The organism is Herbidospora daliensis (assembly GCF_001570585.1).
Taxonomy (GTDB): domain Bacteria; phylum Actinomycetota; class Actinomycetes; order Streptosporangiales; family Streptosporangiaceae; genus Herbidospora; species Herbidospora daliensis.
The window spans coordinates 57434-70985 of sequence record NZ_BBXF01000014.1; the positions used below are offsets into that span (position 1 = coordinate 57434).

Here is a 13552-nt window from a genome sequence, read left to right on the forward strand (position 1 = left end):
ACCCCCGTCAACCCTTACCGCGGAGATCAGAATGCGCGAGATCCGGTATGTCGGAGATCCGGTGCTGCGCACCCCTGCCGAGCCGGTCACGGCGTTCGACAAAGACCTGCGCCGCCTGATCGACGAGATGTTCGCGACGATGTACCTGGCCGACGGCGTCGGCCTCGCGGGCCCGCAGGTCGGCGTGCCGAAACGCCTTTTCGTGTACGACATCAGCAACCGCAAGGGCGCTGTGGTCAACCCCGAGCTCACCGTCGACGACGACGCCGAGATCGTCGAGGAGGAGGGCTGCCTGTCCGTCCCGAGCAAGGAGACGAGCAAGCCCCTCTACTCGCCGACCCCGCGCGCCGCCGGGGTGACCGTCAAGGGCTTCGACCGCCTCGGCCGCCCGCTGGAGATCAAGGCGCGCGGCATGCTGGCCCGCTGCTTCCAGCACGAGTTCGACCACCTCAACGGCGGCCTCTACCTCGACCGCCTGCCGAAGGACGCCGCCCGGCGCATCATGCTCCAGGCGCCCTAGGGCACCTCCCACCGGCTGTCGCCGGGCCGTTCGAGCCGGTAGGTCGCGTCCAAGACCGGCTGTTGCGGCCGCAGCCAGCCGAGGTCGCCGCCGAGCGTGTGCACGATGACGAGGTCCCACGGTTCGGCCCTCGGGTCGGGCGCGCGTTTGAGGAACTCCTCCCCCACGACCAGCTCCTCCACCAGCGGGTCGGTGAACTCGGCCCGCGCGCCGAGCCGCCGCAGCGCGGCGATGATCGGCATGGCCGGCGTCTCCCGGGCGTCGGCCACCCCCGGCTTGTACGACACCCCCGCGATCAGCACCTTCGCGTCGCGGACGTCCCGCCCGGCCGCCGCGAGCATCTCCAGCGCCCGCCCGACCACCGCCTGCGGGCGGGCCGCGATGGCCCCCATCGCGGCGGTCAGCACGGTCGGCGCGGCCCGCCGCAACCGCCACAGCAGGTAGTAGGGGTCCGACGGCACACACTGCCCGCCGACGCCCGGCCCGGGGTCGAACCGCATGAACCCGAACGGCTTGGTGGCCGCCGCCTCGATCACCTCGACGGGGTCGACCCCGACCTCCCTGGCGATGTCGGCGAACTCGTTGGCGAGCGCGATGTTGACCGCTCTGAACGAGTTCTCCAGCAGCTTGCACAACTCGGCCGCCTCCGGCGAGCTGACCCGGTGCACCGAGGGCGCCACCCGTTTGAGCAGCTCCTCGGCCCGGTCGCCGGCCTTGGCGGAGGCCGGTCCGAGCACCCTCGGCGAGTGCTCCAGCGGCCGCCCGCCGGGCCCCGGGTCGACGCGTTCCGGGCTGAACACGACGTCCACGCCGGCGAGGTGGTCGATCAGCAGGTCGCGGGTCGAGCCGACGTAGGTCGTCGAGGTGAGGATCACGAGCTGGCCGGGCACGGCGTGCGCGACGACCGTGCCGCAGGCGGCCCGCAGGGCGTTCAGGTCGGGCACGTGGTGCTCGTCGACCGGCGTCGGCACGCAGATCACCACGGCGTCGGCGGCGGCGACGGCCTTCGGGTCGGCGGTGGTCTCCAGTCGGTGGAACCGCAGCCGCGCGTGGTCGAGCGGCGACAGGTCGACCTGGCCCCTGGCGATGGCGGCGAGCCGGGCGGCGCTGACGTCGTAGCCGGTGACCCGGCAGCCCGCCTCCAGGAAGGCGAGCGCGGTGGGCAGCCCGACGTAGCCCAGGCCCACGATCAACACGTGCATGACTTTGTGTATCGATGCCCGGGTCAAGCCGGAAAGCTCACATCTGCAAAGACTTGACCTCGAGGAACTCGTCGAACCCGGCCTCGCCCAGCTCGCGGCCGACCCCCGACTGCCCGTAGCCGCCGAAGGGCGCGAGCGGGTTGAACCGGCCGCCGTTGATCGCGACCTGGCCGGTGCGCAGCCGGCGGGCCACGGCGACGGCCTGCTCCTCGTCGGCGGCCCAGACGGCCCCGGCGAGGCCGTAGGGGGTGCCGTTGGCGATCGAGACGGCCTCGTCGACGCTGCCGAAGGGCACGATCGACAACACCGGGCCGAAGATCTCCTCCTGCTCGATCGTCATGCCGGGCGCGACCCCGGCGAAGACGGCCGGCTCGACGTAGAAGCCGCGCTCGTGGACCGGCTCGGTGCCGCCCGCGACCAGGCGGGCGCCCTCCTCCTGGCCGACGTTGAGGTAGCGGACCACCCGGTCGCGCTGGACCCGGGAGACGAGCGGGCCGATGCGGGTGTCGTCGGCGAAGGGGTCGCCCACGACGTACTTGCGGGAGAAGGCGACGGCCATCTGGACGGCCTCGTCGTACTGGTCCCACTGGACGAGCATGCGCGACCACGCCGAGCAGGTCTGCCCGGCGTTGCTGTAGGCGTGCCCGACGCCCGCCTTCACCGCGGTCTCCAGGTCGGCGCCCGGCAGGATCACGTTGGCCGACTTACCGCCGAGCTCCAGCGCCACCCGCTTCACGGTGTCGCCCGCCAGCACGGCGACCCGGCGGCCGGCCGCGGTGGAGCCGGTGAAGGACACCATGTCGACGTCGACGTGGGCGGCCAGCGCCTCGCCGACGGTCCGGCCGTGGCCGCTCACCAGGTTGAAGACGCCCGGCGGCAGCCCGGCCTCCTCCAGGACCTCGGCCAGAGCGTAGGCGGCCAGCGGGGCCACCTCGCTGGGCTTCAGCACGACCGTGCACCCGGCCGCCAGCGCGGCGCCAACCTTGCAGACGGCCTGGTGGAGGGGGTAGTTCCAGGGTGTGATCGCGGCGACCACGCCCACCGGCTCGCGCAGGATCAGCGAGTTGCCCACCCGGGTGGTCTCGGCCTGCCGCCCGGCCATGCCGGCGAAGGTCTTGAGCACCCCGGCGGGCAGCAGCGTCTGCGTGCGCAGGGCGAACCCGAGGGGCGCGCCCATGTCGGTCGCGATGGTCTCGGCGATCTTCCGGGCGCGCGCCTCGATCAGCTCGGCGGCGCGGGACAACACCGCGCCGCGTTCCTCGGGCGGCGTGGCCGCCCAGCGGGGGAAGGCGCGACGGGCGGCGGCGACCGCCTCGGCCACGTCGTCGACCGCCCCCGCCGGAACCCGGTCGACGACCTCCTCGGTCGCGGGGTTGACCACGTCGACCCCTTCGCCGGACGCGGAGGGAACCCAGGCACCGTTCACGAAGAGCTGACGCATGCGCCCCATCCTGGCGTGATCGGTGTCATAGTTCCACCTAATCGAAAATGGGGTCCCTGGTCCTGGTTCGCTTCAGTTCGAAGAACCCGTCGAACGACGACACCAGCAGCACGCCGTCCCAGAGCCGGCCCGCCTCCTCGCCCTTCGGCGCGGGGCTGATGACGGGGCCGAAGAAGGCGTTGCCCTCGATCGAGATCACGGGCGTGCCGACGTCCATGCCGACCTGGTCCATGCCCGCGTGGTGGGAGCGGCGGATGTCGTCGTCGTACTCGGTGGAGTCCATCTCACTCACCAGCGCCGGGTCGAGCCCGGCGGCCTTGAGCGCCTCGGCGACGATCTCCGGGAACTCGTCGGGGCGCTTGGACCCGCCGCCGGGGTGGAACCGGGTGCCGATCTGGGTGTAGAGCTCGCCGACGACGTCGTCGCCGTATTTGCGGCGGGCGGCGGCCACGACGCGGACCGGTCCGATGGCCTTGCTCAAACGTGCCCGATAATCCGCGTCGATGTCGCGCCCCTCGTTGAGGAACGTGAGGCTCATCAAATGCCACCGGACGTCGACCGGCCGCACTTTCTCCACTTCGAGCATCCAGCGTGAGGTCATCCAGGCCCAAGGACAGTAGGGGTCGAACCAGAAATCGGCGATCTTGCGTTCGGACATTTGTTCACTCTCCCGACAGGAATGTGGTTCCATCGATCGACAACTGGAGTCAGGGATCTACCTATTCCAGGTAGGGAAACATTTGATTGCGGCTTTGTCCGGTCGTCGTGGAAGGATGCGGTCATCCCGGTCGCGACGGCGCGGCGGGCCGTGTGTGAGGAGCGGATGTGGCAGGCAATCTGACCCGTGACGAGGCCCGGGAACGCGCCCGGCTGCTGACCGTTCAGTCCTATTCGGTCGAGCTCGACCTGACCGAGGGCGACGAGCGGTTCGAAAGCGTCACGACGGTCCACTTCACGTGTGCGCAGCCCGGCGCCGACACCTTCATCGACCTGCACAACGCCCACGTGCGGTCGGTCGTCCTGAACGGCACCCGGCTCGACGCCGGCGCCTACGACGAGGAGGCCGGCCGCTTCCCGCTCAGCGGCCTGGCCGAGCGCAACGAGCTCCGCATCGACGCCGACTGCACCTACATGCGCACCGGCGAGGGCCTCCACCGATTCGTCGACCCGGTCGACAAGCGCGTCTACCTGCACAGCCAGTTCGAGACCGCCGACGCCCACCGCATGTACGCCTGCTTCGACCAGCCCGACCTCAAGGCCACCTTCGAGCTGACGGTCCTGGCCCCGGCCGACTGGGCGGTCATCTCCAACTCCGCCCCCGACGAGTCGGCGGAGCTGGACCAGCACGAAGGCCGTCATGGCACGCTCCAGGCGGCCAAGCGGTGGCACTTCCCGGCGACGCCGGTGATGTCGACGTACATCACCGCCCTCGTGGCCGGTCCGTACGCCTCCGTCCACGACGAGCACGACGGCATTCCCCTGGGCATCTACGTCCGCCAGTCCCTGGCGGAGCACCTCGACGCGGACAACATCTTCGAGGTAACCAAACAGGGTTTTGATTTCTTCCACCGCGTCTTCGGGCTCCGCTACCCGTTCGGGAAGTACGACCAGCTGTTCGTCCCCGAGTTCAACGCGGGCGCCATGGAGAACGCCGGCTGCGTGACCTTCCTGGAGGACTACGTCTTCCGCTCCCGGGTCACCGACGCCCTGATCGAGCGCCGCGCCGAGACCATCCTCCACGAGATGGCCCACATGTGGTTCGGCGACCTCGTGACCATGCGCTGGTGGGACGACCTGTGGCTGAACGAGTCGTTCGCCACCTACATGTCGGTGCTCTGCCAGGCCGAGGCCACCCGCTGGGGCCAGGGCGCCTGGACCACCTTCGCCAACGTCGAGAAGGCCTGGGCCTACCGCCAGGACCAGCTGCCCTCGACCCACCCGATCGCCGCCGACATCCCCGACATGCACGCCGTCGAGGTCAACTTCGACGGCATCACCTACGCCAAGGGCGCCAGCGTCCTGAAGCAGCTGGTCGCCTACGTCGGCCTCGACAACTTCCTCGCGGGCGTCCGCGCCTACTTCAACGAGCACGCCTGGGGCAACACCGAGCTGAAGGACCTGCTCGGCGCCCTGGAGGTCACCTCCGGCCGCGACCTGTCGTCGTGGAGCAAGGAGTGGCTGGAGACCTCCTGGGTCAACACCCTGCGCCCCTCGTTCGACGTCGACGCCGAGGGCCGGTTCACCCGGTTCGAGGTGCTCCAGGAGGCCCCGGCCGACTACCCGACGCTGCGCTCCCACCGGGTCGCGATCGGCCTCTACTCCGACGTCCTGGGCGTGCTGACCCGGGTCAAGCGGGTCGAGCTCGACGTCGTCGGCGCCCGCACCGCCGTGGCCGAGCTGGTCGGCGAGCTCCAGCCCGACCTGGTCCTGGTCAACGACGACGACCTGACCTACGCCAAGGTCCGCCTCGACGAGCGCTCGCTGGCGACCGTGGTCAACGGCGGCATCGTCAAGTTCGCCGACTCGCTGCCCCGCGCCCTGTGCTGGTCGGCCGCCTGGGACATGACCCGCGACGGCGAGATGGCCACCCGCGACTACGTCACCCTGGTCGACTCGGGCATCCACTCCGTACGCGACATCACGGTCCTCCAGACCGTGCTGCGCCAGGCCCGCATGGCCGTCCAGCAGTACGCCGCCCCCGAGTGGCGCGACACCGGCATGGCCACCCTGGCCGCCGCGCTGCGCCGCCTGTTCGAGGGCGCCGAGGCCGGGTCCGACCACCAGCTGGCCTACCTCAACGCGTTCGCCGAGGTCGCCACCTCCAAGGCCGACCTCGACCTGCTCCACGCGATCCTGCTGGGCCTCAACGTGCCGGCCGGCCTGACCGTCGACGCCGACCTGCGCTGGACCCTCACCCGGGCCCTGGTCGTCGGGGGCGTGCTCGGCGCGACCGACATCGACGCCGAGCTGGTGCGCGACGCCACCGCGACGGGCGAGCGCTCGGCCGCGATGGCCCGCGCCTCGATCCCGACCGAGGAGGCCAAGGCGAGCGCCTGGGCCCGCATCGTCGGCGGCGAGCTGAGCGGCGCGGTGCTGCGCTCGACCATCCTCGGCTTCGGCGAGCCGCGCCGCGTCGACCTGCTGGAGCCCTACGGCCCGGCGTTCTTCGCCGAGGTCACCGGCATCTGGAAGAACTGGACCAGCGACTCGGCCCAGAACTTCGCGGTCGGCTGCTACCCGACCCACCTGATCAGCCCCGAGACGGCCGAGGCCACCCACGAGCTGATCACCTCCGCCCAGCCGCCCCACGGCCTCAAGCGCCTGCTGCTCGAAGGCGCCGACGGCATCAACCGCGCCCTGCGGGCTCGGGCGAAGGACGCCGCATCGGCCTGAAAGGTCACGTAGGTTCAGGGGAGGCCGGGCCCGCGCCCGGCCTTCCCCGTACCCCGTGAGAAAGTGAATGGATGGAGTCGGCCCACGACCTGCTCATCGCGCTGGCCCGCCGTTATTCCTTCGGCGACGTCGGCGCCCTGTCCGGCGCCGTGCTGTCCGACGAGTCGAGGGCGGCGCTCGTCGCCGCCGTCTGCGAGTTCGGCCAGCGCCTGCTGACCCTCGACGCCGAAGACTTCGCCAGCGAGCTCGACGCGCCGGTGATCCCGGCCGACCTGCGCCGCCGGGCCCGCGCCTGCCACATGCCGCAGACCCCCAAGGAGCGCCCTCGCGGCGCCCTCGACTCGTTGCGGCCGGCCTACTCCCTGCTCCTTGAGGTGATCAAGGTCCGCTGGGACCAGCGCGAGCTCAGCGCGATGATGGCGGCGGTGCACATCACCTCCGAATACCTCCCCCTGCTCGCCTTCGAGGAGGCGCTGGGCCACTCGGGCGACCCGGCCCGCTGGCCCGAGGGCCTCCAGGCGCCGGGCAGCCGCTTCGGCGTCATCGGCGAGAAGGAGTGCGACCACACCCGCTCCGAACAGTCGGCCACCCAGCGCTCCTTGCGCGTGGCCTCCGAACCTGCCGAGGGCTGGCGGGCCTACTTCGACCGCCAGCACAGCCAGGTCGCGGGAGCGATGGCGGTCTGCGTCGCCAAGTGCCGGACCCCCTGCACGGCCATGGACTGGGTGCCCGACAAGGAGACCTTGTCCACCCGGTGCCGCACGGCGCTGGCCTTCGCCGACACCCCGCTGGTCCGGCTCCGCCACGCCGCGCCGGTCGGCCACGGCTTCGGGGTGCCCTCACCCGAAGAGGTGCTGGAGGCCTGGCGGCGCAGCCGGGCCGTGCTCGACAAGAACGGCGTCGGCCACCAGGTCACCAAGGAGGACGGCTTCCCCCTCGAAGGGCTGCCGAGCCTGGTGTCGGCCATCGCGGGCACCGATGTGCGGCCCGCCGGGCTGCTGGCCGACGTGTCCGAGCACGTCGTGTCGCTGCTGACCTGACGGTTCACCAACCCGCTGGGCGGCGTTCTCCCCAGAAGCCGCCCAGCTCCGCCTCGACCTGGGCCGACAGCATGACGAGGGTGGCCTCCTCGGCCCAGCGGCCGGCCAGCATGACCCCGACGGGCAGCCCCTCTGGCGTCCAGTGGACCGGCAGGTTGACCGCGGGCTGGCCGCTGAGGTTGTAGGCGGCGGCGAACGGCGCGAAGCGCTTCATGCGCTCGAAGGTCTCGGCGGGGTCGTCGACGTCCTCGAACCAGCCGATCTCCGGGGTCAGGCCGGTGACGGTGGGCGTGAGGACCGCGTCGAACTCGTTGGTGACCAGCAGCGCGAACCTGGTCGTCAGCTGCAGCGCCGACCACGCCTTGAGGAAGTCGGGCGCGGGGGTGGCGAACCCGCGCTCCCGCAACCACGCCGTGACGGGCCGCAGCAGGTGTTCCTTCTCGGGCGCGACGGGGTGCATGCAGGCGAAGGAGAACCACATGCGCTCGAACAGCGGCACCACGTCGGCGCCGTAGGGGTTGTCGATGTCGACGACCTCGTGACCGAGCCGTTCCAGCAGTGTGGACGTCTTCTCGTAGGCGGCCACCACCTCCGGGTGGAGTTCGGCGCCGTCGACGACCGGGTCGCGGTAGCGGGCGATCCTGAGAGGTCCCGGGTCTCTGCCGACGTACCGGGAGAAGGGCTCGGAGTCGGGCGTCCAGTAGAGGTCGCCCGGCTGGTGGTGGGCCAGCACGTCGAGCAGCGCCGCCGCGTCGGCGACGTTCCGGGCCAGCGGCCCGTTGGCCGACAGGCCGGCCAGGTCGGGGATCATCGGGGCGAACGAGACGCGTCCACGACTCGGTTTGATGCCGAACAGCCCGCAGGCCGCGGCCGGGATCCGGATCGACCCCGCTCCGTCACTGCCCTGCGCGAGCGGCGCGAGCCCGGCCGCCACCGCCGCCGCGGCGCCCCCACTGGACCCACCGGCCGAGCGGCTCACGTCCCAGGGGGTGCGGGCCGGTGGCGCGACGGTAGGTTCCGTGTAACAGGGCAAACCAAACTCTGGCGAATTGGTCTTACCGGTCATAACGGTCCCGGCCTCGCGGAGACGGGTCACGATGGAGTCGTCCACCGGGGCCGTGAAGCCCTCATACGTGGCCGAACCAAACCGAATGGGCACGCCCTTCACGAAGTTGAGGTCCTTCACCGGCACCGGCACGCCGAACAGCGGCCGGTCGCCCGGGTCTTCGTTCTCAAGGCGTCGTGCCTGCTCAAGAGCCAGATCGGCGGTCACGGTGACATAGGCGCCGACCTCGTCGGCGCGGGCGAGATAGTGTTCCGCGATCTCGACGGGCGACAGGTCGCGGGCGCGAACCGCGGACGCGAGCTCGAGAGCGGTGAGATCATGAATGCCGGCCACTGCCGGAAGATATCTAGAGATGATGCCCTATACCAGCATGCGCGAATCAGCAAATGTTGGCCACAAAAGTATGAACCAGGCTCCACTAGGCAACAGCTTGGCGCCTCAACTACGGTCTGTTATGTGGATAGCCGTCTAGCGCCCGAAGAGGGTCACGATGCGTCACCTATTTGGGTGAGCGATCGTGAGGAGCGCCCCCCGACGCGACCCGACACGCCCGCGTCGACCTACGCGCCAGTAGAGCGCGCGTCTCTGCGGAGCACCTTGCAGCAACCCAGATATCAGGATCTGGTACGCCGAGCAGCAATCTCCGTCGCGGTGGGGATCGTGACGGGCCTGTTGTTCGCGAGCGTCCGTACCGGTCTCGTGTTCCTGGTGCTGACCGCGATCGGGCTGACCGTCTACCGGGCACGGACGTCGTCGTCCGTACCGGCCTGGCGGCGGCCGTCGGTCGCGGAGCGACGGACCGAGGCCCAGTTGAAGAAGCTCGAACGCGGTGGTTACCGCACGCTCCACGCCCGGTCGATCCCCGGCAGCGACGCCCAGATCGACCATCTGGTGGTGGGCCCGACAGGGGTCTACGCGGTCGACTCCGAGAAGTGGGACCGGCGTCTTCCCGTGCGCGTGCAGTCACACCGCAAGCTCTTCCACGGACCGTTCAACCAGAAGCCGCGCCTCGACGAGGCGCGCTGGGAGGCCACTCAGGCCGGCGACCTGATCAGCAAGGCGCTCGGCCGTGAGATCACCGTCGTCCCGTCGCTGGCCATCTACGGTCCGGCGATTCCCTGGCGGATCCTGAACGTCCGCGACGTCGACGTGTTCTCCGGCAGCATGGTCCGCAAGTGGATCACCAAGCGGGAGAAGTCGCTCACGACCTCGGAGGTCGATTCGATCTTCAAGGCCGCCGAGAACGTCCTGCCGTCGCGCTACAGCGAGGTGTGACAGAGGAACGTTCTAATCCATCGTCCGATCAGGCCCGTGCCCGCGACGGCACGGGCCGTTTCACGCCTCGGGACCCGTGTCTCAGCGCTCGGGCGGCGGACTTACCATGTATGGACGTCGAACGTCTTCTGATCGGAGTCTGGCCATGCCCGCCCTCAGGTCTCGAACGGTCACCCACGGCAGGAACATGGCCGGTGCCCGGGCCCTGCTCCGGGCGACCGGTGTAGCCGGCAGCGACTTCGGCAAGCCCATCGTCGCGGTGGCCAACAGCTTCACCCAGTTCGTGCCGGGCCACGTCCACCTCCGCGAGGTCGGCGACGTCGTGGCGGGCGCGATCCGCGAGGCAGGCGCGATCCCCCGCGAGTTCAACACCATCGCCGTCGACGACGGCATCGCGATGGGCCACGGCGGCATGCTCTACTCGCTGCCCTCGCGCGAGCTGATCGCCGACGCGGTCGAATACATGGTCAACGCCCACTGCGCCGACGCGCTGATCTGCGTCTCCAACTGCGACAAGATCACCCCGGGCATGCTGCTGGCGGCCATGCGGCTGAACATCCCGACCGTCTTCGTGTCGGGCGGCCCGATGGAGGCCGGCAAGACCCAGATCGCCGGCAAGGCCCGCAAGCTCGACCTGATCGACCCGATGATCGCGGCGGCCGACGACAGCGTCTCCGACGACGAGCTGCTGGCGATGGAGGAAGACGCCTGCCCGACCTGCGGCTCGTGCAGCGGCATGTTCACCGCCAACTCGATGAACTGCCTCGTCGAGGCGATCGGCCTGGGCCTGCCCGGCAACGGCACGATCCTGGCCACCCACAAGGCCCGCGAGCAGCTCTACAAGGACGCCGGCAAGCAGATCGTCGAGATCGCCCGCCGCTACTACGAGAACGACGACCTGTCGGTCCTGCCGCTCTCCATCGCCACCAAGGACGCCTTCGAGAACGCCATGGCCCTCGACGTCGCGATGGGCGGCTCGACCAACACGATCCTCCACATCCTGGCGGCGGCCCGCGAGGCCGGGGTCGACTTCGGCCTGAAGGAGATCAACGAGATCTCGCTGAAGGTGCCCTGCCTGTGCAAGGTCGCCCCGGCGACGAACAAGTACCACATCGAGGACGTCCACCGGGCCGGCGGCATCCCCGCCATCCTGGCCGAGCTCGACCGGGGCGGCCTGCTCCACCGCGACACCACCACGGTGAACGGCGGCACCCTCGGCGACATGCTCGACCAGTGGGACGTGCTGTCCAACCCCGTCGACCTCTGGTACGCCGCCCCCGGCAACGTCCGCACCGTGAAGCCCTACTCGCAGGACAACCGCTGGGAGACGCTCGACGTCGACCGCGCCGAGGGCTGCATCCGCGACATCGAGCACGCCTACACCAAAGACGGCGGCCTGGCCGTCCTCTACGGCAACATCGCCGTCGACGGCTGCGTGGTGAAGACGGCGGGCGTCGACGAGTCGATCTGGAAGTTCTCCGGCCCCGCCGTGGTGTTCGAGTCGCAGGAGGCCGCCGTCGACGGCATCCTCGGCGGCCAGGTCAAGGAGGGCGACGTCGTCGTCATCCGCTACGAGGGCCCCAAGGGCGGCCCCGGCATGCAGGAGATGCTCTACCCCACGTCCTTCCTCAAGGGACGCGGCCTGGGCAAGGCCTGCGCGCTGGTCACCGACGGCCGCTTCTCCGGCGGCACCTCGGGCCTGTCGATCGGCCACGCCTCCCCCGAGGCGGCCGAGGGCGGCGCGATCGCCCTGGTCGAAGACGGCGACCTGATCGAGATCGACATCCCCGGCCGCTCGATCGAGCTCAAGGTCTCCGACGCCGACCTGGCCGCCCGCCGCGAGAAGCTGCTGGCCGAGCTCGGCCGCTACCGCCCGCGCGACCGCGAGCGCCCGGTCACCGCCGCCCTCCAGGCGTACGCCGCGCTGACCACCTCGGCCAGCACGGGAGCCTCACGAGACCTCTCCCAGCTCGCGAACTAGTTCGAGAAAATGTCAGTGGGCTTGGTTAAAATCGGGGTATGGCCACTGTCATTCGGCACAACGGCTCCCTGACGACCGCCGAGCTCGCCGCGCTCGCGCTCTCACTCGCCCACCTCGGCGCCGGTCCGCAGTCCGTGACCGCGCGCCGGGGTCTGCGCCACGCGCTCGACCACATCGAGCTCGACGACGATGTCATCGCGACGACCCTGACCACCCTGACGACCCCCCTGTCCCCCGACGTCGCCCGCCGCGCCCGCGCGGTCGCCCAGGCCATCACCTCCCGGCTCGTCGTCCGCATCCACTACCTCGACGCCGCCGGCAACCTCAGCGTCCGCGACGTCGAGCCGGTGACCTGCCTCGTGCACCGCGAACACTGGTATCTGGCGGGCTGGTGCCGGATGCGCCGCGGCATCCGCGCCTTCCGCTTCGACCGGATCATCTCGGTCGAGTCCACCGACATCCCGGCGCGCCCCCACTTACCGGAACGATTCCTGCCGTTCCAGCGCCGGAGTAAGACTGCGGCATAACCCGCGTGTCGTGAAACCGCCGGTCAGGGCCCTCGGCCGACTCTGTGATCATGAACCTGAGGTCCCTGTCGGCGGTCGGCGCCATGACGTCTGACGGAGAGTTCTGTCCGGCCGACCGGCTGACGCTGACCCGTGAGGCGGCCGCCTACCTGCGCACCCGCCCGGGGCGCGGGGCGGTGGCCGTGCACGACCGCCTGGCCGGAACCAGGTTCACGGTCGAACCCACGCCCGGCACGTTCGCGCTGGCCAGCGTCGCCAAGACCGGCATCCTGCTGGGCACCCTGCTGAATGCCCAGTCGAGCGGGCGCGAACCGACCCCGGCCGAACAGGTGCGCGCCGAGGCGATGATGTGCCACAGCGACAACACGGCGGCCCAGGAGCTGGCGGTCGAACTGGGCGGCAGCCCGGGCCTCACCCGCCTGCTGCGCGGTTTGGGCCTCGACCAGACCTGGCCCGCCCCCGCGTGGGGCACCACCCGCAGCTGCCCCGCCGACCAGCTCAAACTGCTCGACCTGCTGACCTCCCCCACCGGCCCGCTGACCCCCGCCAACCAGGCTTACGCCCACACGCTGATGACCGCGGTCGAGCCCTCCCAGGCGTGGGGCGTCAGCGCGGCGGCCCATCCCGGTGAACAGGTCGCGATCAAGAACGGCTGGATGCCGGTGACCGCCAACGCCGGCCGCTGGGTGATCAACAGCATCGGCCGGTTGTCTTCGCCGACCTCCGACCTGCTGATCGCGGTCCTGACGGAAGGCAATCCCGACAAGGAGACCGGCATCAGGACGACGGAGGAACTGTCCACCCTGGTGATCTCAGCGATCCGCCGCTGACGAGCGAACCTCCTGGCCACCGGCCTTTCCGCGCGGTGACCAGCCCCTCGGTCAGCCGCAGCAACCGCCGCCGCAGCAGCCACCGCCGCCGCCCGACGAAGGGCGGGGGGCCGAGCTGGAGGCGGTGCCCGTCACGGCGACCGTGGAGAGGAGTTTCACCGTGTCGTCGTGGCCGCCGGGGCAGGGGGCCGGGGCGTTGGCCTCGGCCATGGGGCGGTTGAGCTCGAAGGTCGAACCGCAGGCGCGGCAGCGGTAGTCATAACGCGGCATGCGACCA

The 13552-nt window shown here is 70.5% G+C and carries 12 protein-coding genes; 7 read left to right on the plus strand and 5 right to left on the minus strand.

Going from position 1 to position 13552, the window contains the following annotated elements; genetic code table 11:
• The first annotated feature begins 31 nt into the window (after nucleotides 1-31).
• Entirely contained in the window at nucleotides 32-520 is a 489-nt protein-coding gene (gene def, locus AW274_RS38050) for a peptide deformylase (protein WP_062443907.1), read from the plus strand.
• Here def and AW274_RS38055 read toward each other — a convergent pair.
• Genes AW274_RS38055 through AW274_RS38065 form a run of 3 tightly spaced genes read right to left on the minus strand, consistent with a single transcriptional unit; the run spans nucleotide 517 to nucleotide 3821 of the window.
• Nucleotides 517-1716, minus strand: coding sequence for a nucleotide sugar dehydrogenase (locus AW274_RS38055; RefSeq protein WP_198169604.1), 1200 nt, complete (start codon nucleotides 1714-1716; stop codon nucleotides 517-519). The genes def and AW274_RS38055 overlap by 4 nt on opposite strands.
• Nucleotides 1717-1759: 43 nt before the next feature.
• Nucleotides 1760-3163, minus strand: a complete 1404-nt coding sequence (locus AW274_RS38060) for an aldehyde dehydrogenase family protein (RefSeq protein ID WP_157520947.1) — start codon at nucleotides 3161-3163, stop codon at nucleotides 1760-1762.
• A 37-nt stretch (nucleotides 3164-3200) separates the two neighbouring features.
• Entirely contained in the window at nucleotides 3201-3821 is a 621-nt protein-coding gene (locus AW274_RS38065) for a mycothiol-dependent nitroreductase Rv2466c family protein (RefSeq protein ID WP_062443919.1), read from the minus strand.
• A gap of 167 nt (nucleotides 3822-3988) precedes the next feature.
• On the opposite strand from AW274_RS38065, the gene pepN reads away from it, so the two are divergent.
• Both pepN and AW274_RS38075 read left to right on the plus strand, forming a co-directional pair.
• Nucleotides 3989-6556: an aminopeptidase N gene (gene pepN, locus AW274_RS38070; protein ID WP_062443922.1), complete on the plus strand. Its 2568-nt coding sequence runs from the start codon at nucleotides 3989-3991 to the stop codon at nucleotides 6554-6556.
• Between the two features lie 71 nt (nucleotides 6557-6627).
• Complete coding sequence (locus AW274_RS38075) at nucleotides 6628-7596, plus strand: hypothetical protein (RefSeq protein ID WP_062443926.1); 969 nt, start codon at nucleotides 6628-6630, stop codon at nucleotides 7594-7596.
• Nucleotides 7597-7600: 4 nt separating this feature from the next.
• On the opposite strand, the gene AW274_RS38080 is transcribed toward AW274_RS38075, so the two are convergent.
• A complete protein-coding gene (locus AW274_RS38080) occupies nucleotides 7601-8995 on the minus strand; it encodes an amidase (protein WP_062443929.1) in 1395 nt (464 codons plus the stop codon).
• Nucleotides 8996-9322: 327 nt separating this feature from the next.
• On the opposite strand from AW274_RS38080, the gene AW274_RS42505 reads away from it, so the two are divergent.
• The 4 genes from AW274_RS42505 (at nucleotide 9323) to AW274_RS38100 (ending at nucleotide 13275) form a co-directional block, all read left to right on the plus strand.
• Nucleotides 9323-9937 carry a nuclease-related domain-containing protein gene (locus tag AW274_RS42505; RefSeq protein WP_232320691.1) on the plus strand — a complete coding sequence of 205 codons (615 nt, stop codon included), beginning with the start codon at nucleotides 9323-9325 and terminating at the stop codon, nucleotides 9935-9937.
• 145 nt (nucleotides 9938-10082) lie between these two features.
• Nucleotides 10083-11918, plus strand: a complete 1836-nt coding sequence (gene ilvD, locus AW274_RS38090) for a dihydroxy-acid dehydratase (RefSeq protein WP_062443935.1) — start codon at nucleotides 10083-10085, stop codon at nucleotides 11916-11918.
• A 38-nt stretch (nucleotides 11919-11956) separates the two neighbouring features.
• Nucleotides 11957-12445 carry a helix-turn-helix transcriptional regulator gene (locus tag AW274_RS38095; protein ID WP_062443937.1) on the plus strand — a complete coding sequence of 163 codons (489 nt, stop codon included), beginning with the start codon at nucleotides 11957-11959 and terminating at the stop codon, nucleotides 12443-12445.
• A 50-nt stretch (nucleotides 12446-12495) separates the two neighbouring features.
• Nucleotides 12496-13275 carry a serine hydrolase gene (locus AW274_RS38100; RefSeq protein ID WP_157520948.1) on the plus strand — a complete coding sequence of 260 codons (780 nt, stop codon included), beginning with the start codon at nucleotides 12496-12498 and terminating at the stop codon, nucleotides 13273-13275.
• Between the two features lie 51 nt (nucleotides 13276-13326).
• Here the strand turns inward: AW274_RS38100 and AW274_RS38105 are convergent, their stop codons facing one another.
• A complete protein-coding gene (locus AW274_RS38105) occupies nucleotides 13327-13545 on the minus strand; it encodes an FmdB family zinc ribbon protein (RefSeq protein ID WP_062443939.1) in 219 nt (72 codons plus the stop codon).
• Between the last annotated feature and the right edge of the window lie 7 nt (nucleotides 13546-13552).

Bases quoted from the DNA above. Each gene is read 5' to 3' on its own strand.
- AW274_RS38100 (WP_157520948.1), top strand. From the start codon at position 12,496: ATGAACCTGAGGTCCCTGTCGGCGGTCGGCGCCATGACGTCTGACGGA.
- def (WP_062443907.1), top strand. From the start codon at position 32: ATGCGCGAGATCCGGTATGTCGGAGATCCGGTGCTGCGCACCCCTGCC.
- AW274_RS38060 (WP_157520947.1), bottom strand. From the start codon at position 3,163: ATGCGTCAGCTCTTCGTGAACGGTGCCTGGGTTCCCTCCGCGTCCGGC.
- AW274_RS38065 (WP_062443919.1), bottom strand. From the start codon at position 3,821: ATGTCCGAACGCAAGATCGCCGATTTCTGGTTCGACCCCTACTGTCCT.
- AW274_RS38105 (WP_062443939.1), bottom strand. From the start codon at position 13,545: ATGCCGCGTTATGACTACCGCTGCCGCGCCTGCGGTTCGACCTTCGAG.
- ilvD (WP_062443935.1), top strand. From the start codon at position 10,083: ATGCCCGCCCTCAGGTCTCGAACGGTCACCCACGGCAGGAACATGGCC.
- AW274_RS38095 (WP_062443937.1), top strand. From the start codon at position 11,957: ATGGCCACTGTCATTCGGCACAACGGCTCCCTGACGACCGCCGAGCTC.
- AW274_RS38075 (WP_062443926.1), top strand. From the start codon at position 6,628: ATGGAGTCGGCCCACGACCTGCTCATCGCGCTGGCCCGCCGTTATTCC.